This window comes from uncultured Aureimonas sp. (genome assembly GCF_913775355.1).
Classification (GTDB): domain Bacteria; phylum Pseudomonadota; class Alphaproteobacteria; order Rhizobiales; family Rhizobiaceae; genus Aureimonas.
The window spans coordinates 23,318-37,845 of the sequence record NZ_CAJYIU010000102.1 but is presented as its reverse complement, the minus strand read 5'-3'; the positions used below and the strand labels follow the sequence as shown (position 1 = coordinate 37,845).

The following is a 14,528-nucleotide window of genomic DNA, read 5'->3' as shown; positions in this document are numbered from 1 at the left end:
ATGATACTTCGTCTTAAGACGCGGGAAAGTCGGTCGCTGCCAGGTCTGCCAATCGCATCCCATCTCTCCTCATCCCCATCAACGCCCGCCCCGGTGAAAACCGCGGCGGGCGTTCGTGCGTTCAGGGCACCACGTCGCTCGCTTCGTCCGCGCCTGCATCATCGCTCGCCGCGCGATCGGCACCCGGCCCATCCCCTGACAGGCCGAAACGCGACGCAAGCGCCCCGCCATAGCGCCGGACATCCTCGCGCAACCGGAACAGCGCCAGGTCCCATCATTCGGCGCAAGCGGCACACATAAACGCCTCGGCGTAATAGCACCCACGACATCGGTCGCGAACTTTTCGTCAGCTTCTTCCGGACGTAGGGTCGCGCCATGACATGCTGCCACTTAACGGCCTAGTGAACGAACGTTTGTGCTACCACCCACCATGGGCCGAACTCGATAGGCGGCGTTCGCCATTTTGCCCGTACTGGTGACGATCAGAGGAGCGCTTTGATGGTCCGCCGCCGGTGGAGGGTTTGGCGCCTGCGCATGGCGAGCGGCCGCTTCGATTAGCGATTCCAGTTTGAACCGGTGTGCATCGCTCCGGCCTGCTGGGTCCCGCGAGCGTCAGCTCACCGCGTCGGCAATCGCGATCTCAAATTGCTCGGCTGCCGCATGCGTCGAGCCGCCATTCCACATCGCACAGAGAATTCTGTGCCGAAGATCGATTGACAACGCTCCTGCCATCCATGCCTCCTTGCTAAAGGCCGGACAAAATCATGAATCAGCTCGAAATTTTAGCCGACCGAAAGACGCTCATAGATAAGGGATAAAATGGTGCCGCTTAGGTGATTCGAACACCTGACCCCATCATTACGAATGATGTGCTCTACCGACTGAGCTAAAGCGGCCCGGCCTGGGCTAACGCCCGGCGGATGGCGCTCTGATAGCGCCATTGGGTTCGGGGTTCAAGCGTTTTTCTGCCGAAACTGGCGTGCACGTTACCGGATCGCGAGCCGCGTGCGCGTTTCGGCATATTCGCTGGCAAGTCGATCGACAAGGTCCGCGACAGGCGTGACGGCGTCGATCGATCCGACGCCTTGGCCGGCGCCCCAGATGTCTCGCCAAGCCTTCGCGCCCGTGTCGGCTCCGAAATCCATCTTCGACGGATCGCTCTCGGGGAGATGGTCCGGATCGAGTCCGGAGGCTTCGATCGAGGCGCGCAGGTAGTTGCCGTGTATGCCTGTGAAAAGATTGGAGTAGACGATGTCCTTAGCTCGGCTCGCCACGATCGCAGCCTTGTAGCGCTCGTCGGCTCGTGCTTCCGTCGTGGCGATGAACGCGGAGCCCATGTAGGCGCCGTCTGCCCCCGCAGCCTGCGCTGCCAGAATGCCGCCGCCCGTGGCGATCGCGCCGGACAGGAACAGCGGACCGTCGAACCAGCGCCGGATTTCCGCCGTGAGGGCGAAAGGGGAGAGCGTGCCGGCGTGACCGCCTGCGCCGGCAGCCACCGCGATCAGTCCGTCCGCCCCTTTCTCGATCGCCTTGTGAGCGAAGCGGTCGTTGATAACGTCGTGGAGGACGATGCCGCCGTAGGAGTGGACCGCTTCATTTACCTCTTCGACGGCGCCGAGAGAGGTGATCACGATCGGAACCTTGTGCCGAACACAGACGGCGAGATCGGGTTCGAGGCGCTTGTTGGAGCGATGGACGATCTGGTTGACGGCGAAGGGCGCGATTGGCCAGCCGTTCGAAGGAGGTTCGGCCAGAGCTTCAGAGATTTCGGCAAGCCAATCGTCGAGCTGCTCGGCAGGGCGCGCATTGAGAGCCGGAAAGGCACCGACGATGCCGGCCCGTGCCTGTGCGATCACCAAAGCGGGATGGGAGATGATGAAGAGCGGAGCGCCGATGAGGGGCAGTCGCAGACGCCCTTGAAGGATGGGGGGCAGGGACATCGAATGCTCCGTTCTTTGACGTAAACGTAAGAAATGGTGTAGCTCTCCTGCGCGTCGACGCCAAGAGGGCATGACAGCCGAGATCCGATCGCTCGGGGCGAGCGGGCCGCGATGGCGCGCCGCACTGGTATGGTCGTCCCGGAAGGCCGATATGGAAGGGATGACCGATCTTTTTCCTTCCACGTCCTCCCCGCCCAACCTCTTCCAGAACCCGTCCGAATTGGTCGTCCGTGTCATCGATGTGGAGACGGCGGGACACAAGCTAGAAGACGACGCGGTGATCGAGATCGGCTCGGTAGATGTCGACCTACTCTCCGGTCGCATTTTCGATCCTCGCGAGACGCTCGTCGACCCAAGCGGTGTACCGATTTCGCCGGGCGCGCGTAGGGTTCATCGGATCACCGACGAGGCGCTTGTGGGCGCGCCGGATTTCGAAACGGCGCGAGCGGGGTTTGCCGGGGCGCCCATCTATGCGGCGCAGCGTGCCTCGTTTGATCGCTCTCGCCTGCGTCTGCCGGGTCTCTGGCTCTGCACCTACAAGCTCGCCTTGCGCGCCTTTCCGGGCGTGCGCGCCCACGGGCTGCAGTCGCTCGTGAAATATGTGCCGCTCGATCTGACGGATGTCGCGGACAGGCTCGAGGGGTCGCATCCCCACCGCGCCCTCTACGATGCCCTCTGCACCGCGGTGCTTCTACGCCGGATCGCACAGGAACTGATGCCCCGGTGTAGCGATGCCGCGGAATTCCTCGCCCGGGCTGAAAAGGTGTCGGCGGAGCCGGCGCTTCTCGTCCGCTTCCGCTTCGGCCGTTACAAGGGCGCGACGATCGCAGACGTGCCGGGCGATTATCTCGAATGGCTGATCCGCGAGCCCGGAATGGACGCCGATGCCGTGTTCACGGCGAGGCACAATCTGGGCCTGCGGGAGCGCGCGGCGCTGGCCGCCATGGCAAGGCCGCTCCCGGCGCAGGTGTAGAAACCGCCGCCATGGATCGCCGATCCACCGCTAGAAGTGAGCTCCTATCGAAGCGCGAAGCGGGCTTGCTGAGACGGCCGTGTACCGCCCGACGTCATCGATCCGGTGTAGACTGGAGCCAGACAAGGCCCTGCTTCTCGCCCTGTGGCGAGCGCGAACTATCTAGCGATCCAACGCCAATCTCCGGTTCACGCGCTTGCAGCGATTTGCCGACCTCCTGGATCGCCTCGTCCTGACGCCGTCGCGCAACGGCAAGCTGCGGCTGATGGCGGATCATTTTCGCACCGTTCCAGATCCGGAGCGCGGCTACGCGCTTGCGGCCATCACGGGCGAACTCGATATCCGCTCGGTCAAGCCCGCGATGCTGCGCGACCTGATGACCGAGCGGATGGACGAAGTCCTGTTCGGCTATTCCTACGACTATGTCGGCGATCTCGCGGAAACCATCGCGCTGGTCTGGCCGTCGCCGCACGACGGCGAGATCGTCCGGCGAAACGACACGCCGACGCTCGAGCAGGTGGTCACCGAACTCGATGCGGCGACGCGGGCCGAGGGGCCGCGCCTCGTCGAAGCGTGGCTGGACAAGCTCGATTCGTCCGGCCGCTACGCTCTCCTGAAGCTCGTGACGGGATCGTTGCGGATCGGCGTGTCCTCCCGCCTCGCCAAACAGGCCCTCGCCGACTTCGGGGGCAAAAACATCGTGGAGATCGAGGAACTCTGGCACGGTCTCCGCCCGCCCTATGTCGAGCTCTTCGACTGGCTTGAGGGCAGGACGGACAAGCCGGTTTCCGCGGCCGCCTCGCCATTTCGGCCCGTCATGCTGTCGCAGCCGCTGGAGGAGCCCGACTACGGCCGCATCACGCCGCAGGACTATGCGGCCGAGTGGAAGTGGGACGGGATCCGGGTCCAAGCGACGGTCGAGCGCGGCGTGAAGCGCCTCTACTCGCGTACCGGGGACGACGTGTCGGGCGCTTTTCCCGACCTCCTCAACTACATGACCTTCGAGGGCTCGCTGGATGGCGAGCTGCTCGTCGCGCGTCCCGCCGTGAAGGGCGGAGGCCGGCCGGCCGTTCATCCGCACCAGGGCGCGGTGCGGGACGATATCGTGGTCGGCACCTTCTCCGACCTCCAGCAGCGGCTGAACCGCAAGAGCGTGTCGGCCGCCGTGATGAAGATGCATCCGGTGTTCCTGCGCGCCTATGACCTTCTTCAGGACGGAGCCGAAGATATCCGGGCGTTCCCTTTCGCCGAGCGGCGCAAGCGGCTGGACCGTTTCGTCGAAGGACTGGAGGCCAGCCGCTTCGACATCTCGCCCTTCGTGGTGTTCGATCGGTTCGAGGACCTTGCTCGCCTGCGCGCAGATCCGCCGCATCCCGTCATCGAAGGATTGATGCTGAAGCGCTGGGACTCGGCCTATGTTCCCGGCCGACCGAAGGGGCCGTGGTTCAAGTGGAAGCAGGACCCGCACCTGATCGACGCGGTGCTGATGTACGCCCAGCGCGGCCACGGCAAGCGTTCGAGCTTCTATTCCGACTACACGTTCGGTGTCTGGACGGGCCCGGAGGAGCAGCCGGAACTCGTGCCGGTCGGCAAAGCCTATTTCGGTTTCACCGACGAGGAGCTGAAGCAGCTCGACAAGTATATCCGGGACAACACGATCGAGCGTTTCGGGCCGGTCCGCTCGGTGCGCGCCGAGCCCGACCATGGTCTCGTGATCGAGGTGGCCTTCGAAGGGCTCGCGCGCTCGACCCGGCACAAGTCCGGCGTCGCGATGCGGTTTCCGCGCGTCTCCCGACTGCGATGGGACAAGCCGGCCGCCGAGGCCGATCGGCTGGAAACCCTTCAGGCGATGATCGACGCGTAGCGCCTGCGTTCACGCTTGTGGCGGAGGGGCCGCTTGCATCGCCACAATCCGCCCTCTACCTCCGACGGGTCGCTGGAGAAAGAGGACTGCCATGGCCGATCGCGTCTCGACATTCTTGGGCGGATCGCCGCTGTCCGTACTCGTCCGGCTGCTGGTCATCTCGCTGCTGGTCGGCATCCTCCTGTCCTGGTTCGACGTTCGACCGTACGAGATCGTCGCGTGGGGGCGGGAGTTCGTGCAGTGGGCCTGGTACAGCGTGTTCGGCTCGCTCAATCGGGTGATCGACTACGTGCTCCTCGGCGCTGCCGTCGTCGTTCCGATCTTCATCGTGTCCCGCCTTCTGAAGACGGGCCGGGGCTGACGATCAGGCGAACTCGCCGGCGACGCGATGCAGGATCGAGTGGCGACGCGCCAGCGTCTCGATGTCGCGCGAGTAGCCGCCGCCGATGACGCCCGCGACGGGTATGCCGCGTTCGCGGAAGTAACCGATCACCCGCCGGTCGCGCTCGGCGAGCCCGGCGTCGGTGAGCGAAAGCCGGCCGAGCCGGTCGTCGACATGCGGGTCGACCCCGGCATTGTAGAAGACGATGTCCGGCTGAGAACGCTTGAGTGCGGTTCGCAGGAGATCGGGAAGGAGCGAGAGATACTCGCCGTCGCCGGTCCCGTCGGGAAGGCCGAGATCGAGATCGGATACGGCCTTCGGGTGGGGATAGTTTCGCTCGCCGTGGATCGACAGCGTGAACACCGCCGGGTCGCCCGCGAAGATGCGGGCGGTTCCGTCGCCTTGGTGCACGTCGCAGTCGAAGACGAGGACACGGCCGACCTCGCCGTCGGCGATGAGGACCGAGGCCGCGACCGCGACATCGTTGAAAACCGAGAAGCCGGCGCCGCCTTCGCGGGCGGCATGGTGGCTCCCGCCGGCCGTGTTGCAGGCGATGCCGCGTTCCAGCGCCAGCCGTGCCGCGAGCACCGTGCCGCCCGTCGCGCAGCGCGAGCGCATCGCCACACGCGCGTCGACGGGAAACCCGATCGCCTTTTCCGTCTCCTTGTCGACGCGCTGCGTCAAAACCGCATCGACGTAGGCGGGGGCGTGCGCGAGTTCGAGCCAGCTTTCGCGCGCCGGGATCGGCTGGAAGAAGCCCGTCGGCACGAGACCGTCTTCGACTAGAATTTCCGCGAGACGGGTGAACTTCGACATCGGAAAGCGATGCGCGGCGTCGAACTGCGCATCGAAGGCGGGATGGTGGATGATCGCCAGCGACACCGCGTTCAGCCCCTCAAGGCCGGTCGGTCTCCCAGCCGAGCGGCGGGCCGCCCGACAGGATTTCGTCGACGCGCGTGTCGCGCACGCTCGCGATCGTATCGATGCCGGCCCTGTCGAGGTGCCGCGACAGGTCGTTCAGGATGCGGATGGGCAGGTCCGGACCTCCGTAGACGAGGGCCGTGTAGAGCTGAACGAGATCGGCGCCGGCTTCCATCTTGCGCAGGAAGGTCGAAGCGTTCTCAACGCCCCCAACGCCGATAATCGGCACGTCGGGCCCCATCGCCCGCCGGAACAGGGCGAGGACATAGGTCGACCGGCTGAAGACGGGACGGCCGGAGAGACCGCCCGCCTCGCCCGCATTGGCGCGGCCTTCGACCCCGTGGCGCGAGAGCGTCGTGTTGGAGACGATGAGGCCTTCGACCTTCCGGTGCTTGGCGGTATCGGCGATCGCCCAGATCTCGTCCTCGCTGAGGTCCGGTGCGACCTTGAGGAACACCGGACGCCGCTTCGTGGCGGCGATCGCCGCTGCGCCGTCGCGCGCCGCCATCACGAACTCGAGGAGCCGGTCGAGATCGGAGCCCTGCTGCAGCTTGCGCAGCCCCGGCGTGTTCGGCGACGAGATGTTGACCGTCAGATAGCTCGACAGGGCCTCGAACCGGTGGATGCCCGCCACGTAGTCGGCGATCCGATCCTCGGAGTCCTTGTTCGCGCCGATGTTGACGCCGACGATCCCGGCTTTGCGCGAGCGCGCTTCCAGGCGCTCGGCGACGTCGGCATGCCCGTGATTGTTGAAGCCGAGACGATTGATCACCGCGCCCGCGTCCGGCAGCCGGAATACGCGGGGTTTCGGGTTTCCCTCCTGCGGCAACGGCGTCACCGTGCCGACCTCGACGAAGCCGAACCCGAGACGCAGCGCCGCGTCCGCAACTTCGGCGTTCTTGTCGTAACCCGCGGCCAGCCCCAGCGGGTTGGGGAAGGAGAGACCCGCGACCTCCGTGCGGAGGCGCGGATCGATCGGCCGGTTGCGACGCGGAACGAGGCCGCGCTTAAGCGCCTCCACCGACAGTCCATGCGCACGCTCGGCGTCGAGCTTGAAGAGGAGCGGGCGGGCGAGTCCGTAGAGACCGCTCATCGCATGCTGCCCGGAAAAACGTGCTGGCCGTCCGGCCCGAGCGGGAGGTCCGCAACGTAGACAACGGCGTCCATCGACAACTCGCCGTAAAGATGGGGAAAGAGCGCGCCCCCGCGCGACGGCTCCCATTTCAGTGCAGGTCCGAGACGCGCGGGATCGACCGCCGCGACGATCAGCGAGGACTGACCGGCAAAATGCTTTGCCGCCGTCTCGCGAACCTGCTCGGCGGTGGAAAAGTGAATGTAGCCATCCTCGCGGTCGACCGGAGCGCCCGTGAAACGGCCGGCCGCCTCGGCTTCGAGCCAGTCCGAGCGGGGCGACAACTTGAAGATGAGGGCTTGCTGTTCCATTCGTTTCGCCTGCCAGACGGCCGGCCGCTCGTCAATCGCGCACGACCGCGCCGGGAACCTCCGGACGTGAGGCCGCAACCGCTGCGATCTGCCGGTTGAGGAAATCGGCCATGGCCTTCTCCGACCGCGCGCCGGCCTCGCTCTGGAAGGTCTCGTAGACGTGGCATCCGTCCGGCTGCACGCGCAGGTCCGCCTCGTTGCCGGCAGCGAGCCAGCGCGCGTGCATGAACAGCGTATCGTCCAACAGGAGATCGCGCGTCCCGACGCTGAAGAGCACGGGGGGCATGTCCGTTAGATCGGCATAGAGGGGCGACACCTCGGCGCTGCGCGCGTCGACCCCCGGCGGCACGAAACGCTGCACGAACTGCAAGACGTCGTCGCTGTTCAGGATGAGGCGATCCGCACCGAAGTTCCGCACGCTCGGCGTGAGGGAGAGGTCGAAGCAGCCCGCCACGAAGTTGGCGGCCTGAAACGGCACCGACCCCGTGCGATCGCGCAGCCGAAGCAGCGTCAGCGCAGAGAGATGCGCCCCGGCCGACTCGCCACCGATCGCCAGGAAGTCCGTCGGAAGATCGCCCAGCTTCCCGGCGGCGAGCACCAGTGCCACGCTTTCGCAGTCGTTGGGCCCGGCCGGGAACGGATGCTCCGGCGCCAGCCGGTAGTCCACCGAGGCGACGCAGAGGCCTGTGGCGTCCGCAAGCCGGCGCAGGCGGGGATCGTTCTCGACGGCTTCGCCGAACACCCAGCCGCCACCGTGCAAGTGGAGGTAGGTCCCACGTGGTGTCCCGTCTCGCGGGTAGAGGATCCGGACCGGGATCGCGTGTCCGTCCGGCGACGGTAGTTCGAGGACACGCGCGTCCGGATCGGGCGACAGGCCCGGAAAGACGCCGAGCCCCTGCCGCCTCGCGGCGCGCACCACCTCGACCGGAAACGACCAGGGGCTCGGTCGGCTCGCCTGAAAGGCCGAAATGTCGGCGTTCAGCCGTCGCAATTCCTCGTCGACGCCGTGAAACGCGTTGTGCCCGTGATCGATGCCACCCGCCATTCATTCCCCCTCTCGCCACGACGCGCGTCCCGAACCATATGGCGCGGGACGCCGAGGACGAAACGATCATGCAAGCCGTCACGCACCAATTTCTGCATCGCCTCTCGCTGCAGACAAGGGGACAGGGGCTGACCGATATCACGCGCGAGATCGCATCCGCGCTCGCCTCCCACGGGGCGGGGGATGGCCTCCTCACGGTCTTCGTCCGGCACACGTCGGCCTCGCTGACGATACAGGAGAACGCCGATCCCGACGTTCGGGCCGATCTCCTGACGGCGTTCGACCGGCTGGCGCCCGAAACGGCGCCTTACATTCACACGATCGAGGGCCCCGACGACATGCCCGCCCACATCAAGACGGCCCTCACCGACACCAGCCTCTCGGTGCCGGTCGAGTGCGGGCGGATGGTCCTCGGCACCTGGCAGGGCATCTATCTCTTCGAGCACCGCAGCCGACCTCACCGCCGGGAGGTGGTGCTGCACTTCATCGGCGGCACCCGCGACGCCTGAGGTTCGCGCCAAGGTTGCTTTCGCGAAACCCTGCGATACGTTTCCTTCACGGGCCTGTGAGTCGGCTGGAGGGGTGTGTCATGCTCAAGGAATTTCGCGAGTTTGCCCTCAAGGGCAACATGGTCGATCTCGCGATCGGTATCATCATCGGCGCCGCCTTTTCGGGCCTCGTGAACTCGATCGTCGCCGATATCATCATGCCGATCGTCGGCCTCGTGACCGGCGGTGTCGACTTCTCAAATCAGTTCATCGCGCTCAGCTCCAGCGTCACGGCGACGAGCCTCGCGCAGGCGCGCGAACAGGGCGCCGTCATCGCCTATGGCAACTTCCTGACGCTCGCGATCAACTTCGTGATCGTCGCCTTCGTGCTCTTCATGGTCGTCAAGGGCATGAACCGACTGAAGCGCAAGGAGGAGGCCAAGCCCGCCGAAGCCAAGGACGTGCCGCGCGAGGAGAAGCTTCTCGAGGAGATTCGCGATCTTCTCGCCAACGGCCGCTCCTCCGTCCGTCCCGGACAGGTTCCGGGCGGCGACTTCTAGTCCGTCGATCGATGCGCCCTCGGGCTTGACGAAAGCGGCGGAAAGACCGAGTCCCCGGGGCTGAACGGGCCGCGCAACGAGCGTCGCCCGAACCGCTATCCGGGACTGCCTCCATGAGCCTTCTCCAGCGTCTGCGTCCGGCTGCGCTCGCCGCGCCCGAAAGCGGCATCGTCGCCGTCATCAACCATGCGCGTGGGCGCGACGGGCTGATCCCGTTGTGGGCGGGCGAGGGCGACCTGTCGACCCCCGCCTTCATCGCCGAGGCCGCCGCCGAAGCGCTTCGCACCGGCGAGACCTTCTACACCTGGCAGCGCGGCATTCCCGAGCTGCGACAGGCGATCGCCACCTATACCGAGCGCCTCTACGCCCGCCCGACCTCGCCGGAGCGCATCTTCGTGACCGGCTCGGGAATGCACGCGATTCAGCTCGTGCTCACGGCATTGGCCGGAGACGGCGACGAAGTGATCTTCGTCTCGCCGCTCTGGCCGAACTTTGCCGCCGCGGCCGGCATTACCGGCGCGCGCGTGGTGGAGGTGCCTCTCGACTGGACCGGCGAAGCGTGGTCGCTCGACCTCGATTGTCTGCGGGACGCCGTCACCCCGCGCACCAAGGCCATCTTCGTCAACACGCCGAACAATCCCACCGGCTGGACCGCCGACGAGGGCACGATCCGCGCCATTCTCGGCATCGCGCGGGACGCCGGCATTTTCGTGGTCGCCGACGAGATCTACAGCCGCTTCTTCTACGCGGGCACGCGCGCCCCGTCCTTCCACGACGCCATGACCGACGAGGACGCACTGATCTTCGTCAATTCTTTCTCCAAGAACTGGGCGATGACCGGCTGGCGCGTCGGCTGGATCGAGGCGCCGGAGGCGTTCGGGCAGCTGATCGAGAACCTCGTCCAATACTCGAACTCGGGCGTCGCGGCCTTCATGCAGCGCGGCGCGGTCGCGGCGATCGAGCAGGGCGAGCCGTTCATCGAAAGTCAGGTCGCACGCGCGGCCGAGGCCCGGCGCATCTTCACGTCGACGCTGGCGGCGACCAACCGCGTGTCGATCGCGCCACCCGACGGCGCGTTCTACGCGTTCTTCGCGATCGACGGCGTGTCCGACGGAATGCAGGCGGCTCTGAGGATCGCGGACGAGGCGTTGGTCGGTCTGGCGCCCGGTGCCGCCTTCGCGCCGACGACGCAGGGTCACCTGCGCGCCTGCTTCCATCGCCGTCTCGATCAGGTCCAGGAATCGGCCAACCGTCTTGCGGAGTGGATCGGGCGCCAGCCTTGAACGGGTTCGCGCAGGCGGCGCTGACGATCGCCATCGGCGCGGTCGGCGGCACGCTGGCAGCGCTCGCCGACCTGCCGGTCGCCTGGCTGCTTGGGGCGACCATGGCCGTCGTGCTCGCGACGCTATCCGGTCTATCGCTGCGGGTGCCCGATCGTCTGCGCGACCTGACCTTCTTCATCCTCGGCATTCAGGCCGGCTCCGGCGTCACGCCCGAGGTGGTCAATCAGCTCGCGCTCTGGCCGCTATCCTTCGCGATCCAGATGGTCGGGGTGGCGCTGATCGTCGTCGCGACCAAAATCTTCCTGCAGCGCGTTTTTGGCTGGGATCGCGAGACCGCGCTCTTCGCCTCGTTGCCGGGCGCCATGTCCTTCGTACTCGCGGCCGCCTCTGAAACGCGGGCCGACATGACGCGGATCGTGGTCGTCCAGTCGACGCGGCTTCTTCTCCTCATCGGCGCGCTGACGCCCATGCTCGCATGGCTCGAGGGCGGCGACGTCATCGAAGGGGAACTGCGCGGCGGGGTGATCGGCACGCCGCTGCAATATCTGGTCCTCGGTGGTCTCTGCGCCCTCTGCGCGTGGCTCGGCCTGCGCAGCCGCGTGCCCGGCGGGCTGATCCTCGGCGCCCTGTTCGCGAGCGCCTTCCTGCATGGAACGGAGATCGCGCCCGTCGCCATCCCGACCTGGATCGCGACCCCTGCGCTGGTCGTGCTCGGCTGCTCGATCGGAGCCCGATTGAAGCCGGAACACAGGAGCGCGATGCGGGAACTGCTGACGGCGTCGCTCGGTGCCTTCGCCATCGGCCTCGGGTTGTCCGGTCTTGCCGGTCTCGTGGCCTTCGCGCTCCTCGGGATCGCTTTCAGCAAAATCGCGCTTGCCTATGCGCCAGGCGCTCTAGAGGCGTTGACGGTTCTGGCCTTCCAGTTCAACCTCGACCCGGCCTACGTCGCCGCCCACCATGTCGTGCGCTTCGTCGGCCTCGCCTTGATCGTGCCAGTGCTCGCGCGGCGTCTTCCGCGCTCGAGGACCGAGGCGAGCGTGGTGCGCAAGGAGGCGGCCCCGGGTTCCGCCGCGCGCGACAGCGAAGACGACGCCTGACCGTCGTTCGCGCGGCGACGTCCGGTCAGCCGCCGGCCTTCGCCAGTACCAGCGCCGGAGCCGGGTCTTCGACCGGCGCTTCGGCCGGCCGCTGCGAGGCGAAGGGAATGCCGAGCGCGGTCCAGGTCTCGACGAGGGCGGCGCGCAGGCCCGCGACGAGGGCGTCGTCGTGCAGCGGGGTCGGCGTGATGCGTAGCCGCTCGGTGCCACGCGGCACCGTCGGGTAGTTGATCGGCTGAATATAGATGCCATGCCGGTCGAGCAGTCGATCGCTCGCCTGCTTGCAGAGCTCCGGATCGCCAACGAGAAGCGGCACGATATGCGTGTCGGACGGCATGACCGGCAGGTCCGCGCCCGTCAGCTCGCGCTTCACTTCCGCGACCTGACGCTGCTGTCCCGCGCGCTCGGCGCCGGACTGCTTGAGATGGCGGATCGAGGCGGCCGCGGCCGCGGCGAGCGCCGGGGGCAGGGCGGTCGTGAAGATGAAGCCTGGCGCGTAGGAGCGCACCGCGTCGACGAGCGCGCGCGAGCCGGCGATGTAGCCGCCGAGCACCCCGAAGGCCTTGGCCAGCGTCCCCTCGATCACATCGAGCCTATGCGCCACGCCGTCCCGGTCCGTGATGCCGCCGCCACGCGGCCCGTACATGCCGACCGCGTGGACCTCGTCGATGTAGGTCATCGCGTTGTAGCGTTCGGCGAGGTCGCAGATCTCGGCGATCGGCGCCACGTCGCCGTCCATCGAGTAGACGCTCTCGAAGACGATCAGCTTCGCCCGCTCGGGATCGGCCGCCTTCAGAAGCTCCTCGAGATGCGCGACGTCGTTGTGGCGGAACACCTGCTTGCGGCAGCCGGACCGCCGGACGCCCTCGATCATCGACGAGTGGTTCAGCTCGTCCGACAGGATCAGGCAGTCGGGCAGGAGCTTGGCGATCGTCGAGATCGACGCGTCGTTGGAGACGAAGCCGGAGGTGAAGACCAGCGCCGCTTCCTTGCCGTGCAGGTCCGCGAGTTCGGCCTCGAGCTCGACCAGCGGGTGGCTGGTGCCCGAGATGTTGCGCGTGCCGCCGGCACCCGACCCCATGGAGGTGACGGCGCCGCGCATCGCGTCGACCACGGCGGGATGCTGGCCCATGCCGAGATAGTCGTTGGAACACCAGACGGTGATCTCACGGGCCTTGCCCTCGTGGCGCCAGATGGCGGCCGGAAAGCGACCGGCGATCCGCTCGAGGTCGGCGAAGACGCGGTAGCGACGTTCTGCGTGGAGGGCCTCGATCGCGGATGCGAAGTGGGACTGGTAGTCGATCATCCGGAACTCCTTCGTGAGAAGGGTTCTAAATTCCGGTCCCATCGAAGTCCACCCGGACAGAATGTCCAAGCGCTCGCGTCAGTCGGCGCTCTCGTCGTGTCCGTCCGCGTCCGCATCGGGTTGCGAGTCGTCGGCCGGTGCTTCGGCCCGGCCCCGCGCCTGTTCCTTGCGGCGGCGCAGATTCTCGCGCAGCGTTTCCTCCAGCCTCTTCTGCCGCTTCAGCTTGGCCGGATCGATCGGAGCGTGGGTCATCGTCCCGTCCTATCGCCGCTTGCCGCGGCGCTTCAGATGCAGATCGCGCAGCATTCGGCGCAGCCCGTCCTCCGTGGTCTCCGGCGGATGCCATCCGGCAGCCGTCCGGAAGGCGTTGTCGTCGACCACCAGCGAGCCGAAGACGTGCTCGTACTGCTTGCGCCGGCCGGCGAGGCTGGCGATGCGAGCCAGCGTATGGGTCGGCAGCGAGAAGAGGCGCGGTGAGCGACCCATCTCCTGCCGCGCGAACGCGACCATCTCCCCCAAGCTCCAAGGCTCGCCGTCGCAGACGAGGAACGTGCCGCCGGCCGCCTCGGGCGCGGTGGCCGCCAGCGTCAGGGCGTCCACTGCGTTGGCGATCGACAGAAGGCTGCGGCTGGCGCTCGGCGCGGCCAGGGGTAAGGGGATCGGCAGGCTGGACACGCGCAAGAGCGCGGCGACGCCGCCGCGACCGCCGGGGCCGTAGACCGGTGGTAGGCGCAGGACGACGCCGTCCGTCTGCGACCCCTCGAGGCCCTGCCTCAGCGCGGTCTCGCCGGCCAGCTTCGACGCGGCATAGGCGTTCTGCGGCTCTTCGGGGGCGCTCTCGTCGAAGGGTTCCGAGGTCAGCGGATGCACGAGGTTGGTCGAGGCGTAGACCACGCGCGGCACGCCGCGCCTTGCTGCCGCCCCCGCCAGCGCCTTCGTCGCCGAGACGTTGGCCGCCATCAGCGCCGCGTCGTCGCTGGCCGCCGGCTCGCCGCGCGCCGGGTTGAGGGCCGCAAGGTGGATGACGGCGTCCAGCCGGCTCGGCCAGCCCGCCCAGCCGTCGATCTCGCGGAGGTCGCCCGGAACGCCGTCGCGTCCCCGCGACACGGCGACCGCGTCGTCACCGTGTTCGATGAGATGGGCGACGAGGTGCCGGCCGATAAAGCCGGAGGCCCCGGTCACGAGAATGCGCACGTCGGATCGTCCCCACTTGCTCTGGCCGCGTT

At 67.1% G+C, this 14,528-nt stretch carries 15 protein-coding genes and 1 tRNA gene; 7 read left to right on the top strand and 9 right to left on the bottom strand.

Annotated features, from left to right (window positions below):
- Positions 1-820 precede the first annotated feature (820 nt).
- Both QZ753_RS07215 and QZ753_RS07210 read right to left on the bottom strand, forming a co-directional pair.
- Positions 821-896 (bottom strand) — tRNA-Thr (locus QZ753_RS07215).
- Positions 897-986: 90 nt separating this feature from the next.
- On the bottom strand, positions 987-1,940 hold the full coding sequence (locus QZ753_RS07210) for a nitronate monooxygenase family protein (RefSeq protein WP_294642310.1): 954 nt from the start codon (positions 1,938-1,940) through the stop codon (positions 987-989).
- 160 nt (positions 1,941-2,100) lie between these two features.
- Between QZ753_RS07210 and QZ753_RS07205 the strand changes: the two genes are divergently transcribed.
- From QZ753_RS07205 to QZ753_RS07195, 3 genes are all read left to right on the top strand, one after another.
- Positions 2,101-2,913: a DUF3820 family protein gene (locus QZ753_RS07205; RefSeq protein WP_294642308.1), complete on the top strand. Its 813-nt coding sequence runs from the start codon at positions 2,101-2,103 to the stop codon at positions 2,911-2,913.
- A gap of 196 nt (positions 2,914-3,109) precedes the next feature.
- Entirely contained in the window at positions 3,110-4,777 is a 1,668-nt protein-coding gene (locus QZ753_RS07200) for a cisplatin damage response ATP-dependent DNA ligase (RefSeq protein ID WP_294642306.1), read from the top strand.
- 91 nt (positions 4,778-4,868) lie between these two features.
- Complete coding sequence (locus tag QZ753_RS07195) at positions 4,869-5,138, top strand: DUF6460 domain-containing protein (protein WP_055883553.1); 270 nt, start codon at positions 4,869-4,871, stop codon at positions 5,136-5,138.
- A 3-nt stretch (positions 5,139-5,141) separates the two neighbouring features.
- Here the strand turns inward: QZ753_RS07195 and QZ753_RS07190 are convergent, their stop codons facing one another.
- Genes QZ753_RS07190 through QZ753_RS07175 form a run of 4 tightly spaced genes read right to left on the bottom strand, consistent with a single transcriptional unit; the run spans position 5,142 to position 8,568 of the window.
- Positions 5,142-6,041, bottom strand: coding sequence for a histone deacetylase (locus QZ753_RS07190; RefSeq protein ID WP_294642304.1), 900 nt, complete (start codon positions 6,039-6,041; stop codon positions 5,142-5,144).
- Positions 6,042-6,054: 13 nt separating this feature from the next.
- Positions 6,055-7,173 carry a quinone-dependent dihydroorotate dehydrogenase gene (locus tag QZ753_RS07185; protein ID WP_294642302.1) on the bottom strand — a complete coding sequence of 373 codons (1,119 nt, stop codon included), beginning with the start codon at positions 7,171-7,173 and terminating at the stop codon, positions 6,055-6,057.
- Entirely contained in the window at positions 7,170-7,523 is a 354-nt protein-coding gene (locus QZ753_RS07180) for a DUF952 domain-containing protein (RefSeq protein ID WP_294642300.1), read from the bottom strand. The genes QZ753_RS07185 and QZ753_RS07180 overlap by 4 nt, the downstream gene beginning before the upstream one ends.
- 31 nt (positions 7,524-7,554) lie before the next feature.
- Positions 7,555-8,568 (bottom strand): alpha/beta hydrolase, encoded by a 1,014-nt coding sequence (locus QZ753_RS07175; protein WP_294642299.1) that lies wholly within the window; start codon positions 8,566-8,568, stop codon positions 7,555-7,557.
- A 68-nt stretch (positions 8,569-8,636) separates the two neighbouring features.
- Here QZ753_RS07175 and QZ753_RS07170 point away from each other — a divergent pair, with 68 nt between their 5' ends.
- From QZ753_RS07170 to QZ753_RS07155, 4 genes are all read left to right on the top strand, one after another.
- Positions 8,637-9,077, top strand: a complete 441-nt coding sequence (locus tag QZ753_RS07170; protein WP_294642296.1) for a secondary thiamine-phosphate synthase enzyme YjbQ — start codon at positions 8,637-8,639, stop codon at positions 9,075-9,077.
- 80 nt (positions 9,078-9,157) lie between these two features.
- On the top strand, positions 9,158-9,616 hold the full coding sequence (mscL, locus tag QZ753_RS07165; protein WP_294642294.1) for a large conductance mechanosensitive channel protein MscL: 459 nt from the start codon (positions 9,158-9,160) through the stop codon (positions 9,614-9,616).
- 113 nt (positions 9,617-9,729) lie between these two features.
- Positions 9,730-10,899, top strand: coding sequence for a pyridoxal phosphate-dependent aminotransferase (locus tag QZ753_RS07160; RefSeq protein ID WP_294642292.1), 1,170 nt, complete (start codon positions 9,730-9,732; stop codon positions 10,897-10,899).
- Entirely contained in the window at positions 10,896-11,996 is a 1,101-nt protein-coding gene (locus QZ753_RS07155) for an AbrB family transcriptional regulator (RefSeq protein WP_294642290.1), read from the top strand. The genes QZ753_RS07160 and QZ753_RS07155 overlap by 4 nt, the downstream gene beginning before the upstream one ends.
- 25 nt (positions 11,997-12,021) lie before the next feature.
- On the opposite strand, the gene hemA is transcribed toward QZ753_RS07155, so the two are convergent.
- From hemA to QZ753_RS07140, 3 genes are all read right to left on the bottom strand, one after another.
- Positions 12,022-13,299, bottom strand: coding sequence for a 5-aminolevulinate synthase (gene hemA, locus QZ753_RS07150; RefSeq protein WP_294642318.1), 1,278 nt, complete (start codon positions 13,297-13,299; stop codon positions 12,022-12,024).
- Positions 13,300-13,380: 81 nt separating this feature from the next.
- Entirely contained in the window at positions 13,381-13,554 is a 174-nt protein-coding gene (locus tag QZ753_RS07145; protein ID WP_294642288.1) for a hypothetical protein, read from the bottom strand.
- A gap of 9 nt (positions 13,555-13,563) precedes the next feature.
- Positions 13,564-14,496 (bottom strand): NAD-dependent epimerase/dehydratase family protein, encoded by a 933-nt coding sequence (locus tag QZ753_RS07140; protein ID WP_294642286.1) that lies wholly within the window; start codon positions 14,494-14,496, stop codon positions 13,564-13,566.
- Positions 14,497-14,528: the final 32 nt, after the last annotated feature.

Bases quoted from the DNA above. Each gene is read 5' to 3' on its own strand.
- QZ753_RS07185 (WP_294642302.1), bottom strand. From the start codon at position 7,173: ATGAGCGGTCTCTACGGACTCGCCCGCCCGCTCCTCTTCAAGCTCGAC.
- QZ753_RS07145 (WP_294642288.1), bottom strand. From the start codon at position 13,554: ATGACCCACGCTCCGATCGATCCGGCCAAGCTGAAGCGGCAGAAGAGG.
- QZ753_RS07195 (WP_055883553.1), top strand. From the start codon at position 4,869: ATGGCCGATCGCGTCTCGACATTCTTGGGCGGATCGCCGCTGTCCGTA.
- mscL (WP_294642294.1), top strand. From the start codon at position 9,158: ATGCTCAAGGAATTTCGCGAGTTTGCCCTCAAGGGCAACATGGTCGAT.
- QZ753_RS07180 (WP_294642300.1), bottom strand. From the start codon at position 7,523: ATGGAACAGCAAGCCCTCATCTTCAAGTTGTCGCCCCGCTCGGACTGG.
- QZ753_RS07160 (WP_294642292.1), top strand. From the start codon at position 9,730: ATGAGCCTTCTCCAGCGTCTGCGTCCGGCTGCGCTCGCCGCGCCCGAA.
- QZ753_RS07170 (WP_294642296.1), top strand. From the start codon at position 8,637: ATGCAAGCCGTCACGCACCAATTTCTGCATCGCCTCTCGCTGCAGACA.
- QZ753_RS07175 (WP_294642299.1), bottom strand. From the start codon at position 8,568: ATGGCGGGTGGCATCGATCACGGGCACAACGCGTTTCACGGCGTCGAC.
- QZ753_RS07205 (WP_294642308.1), top strand. From the start codon at position 2,101: ATGACCGATCTTTTTCCTTCCACGTCCTCCCCGCCCAACCTCTTCCAG.
- QZ753_RS07210 (WP_294642310.1), bottom strand. From the start codon at position 1,940: ATGTCCCTGCCCCCCATCCTTCAAGGGCGTCTGCGACTGCCCCTCATC.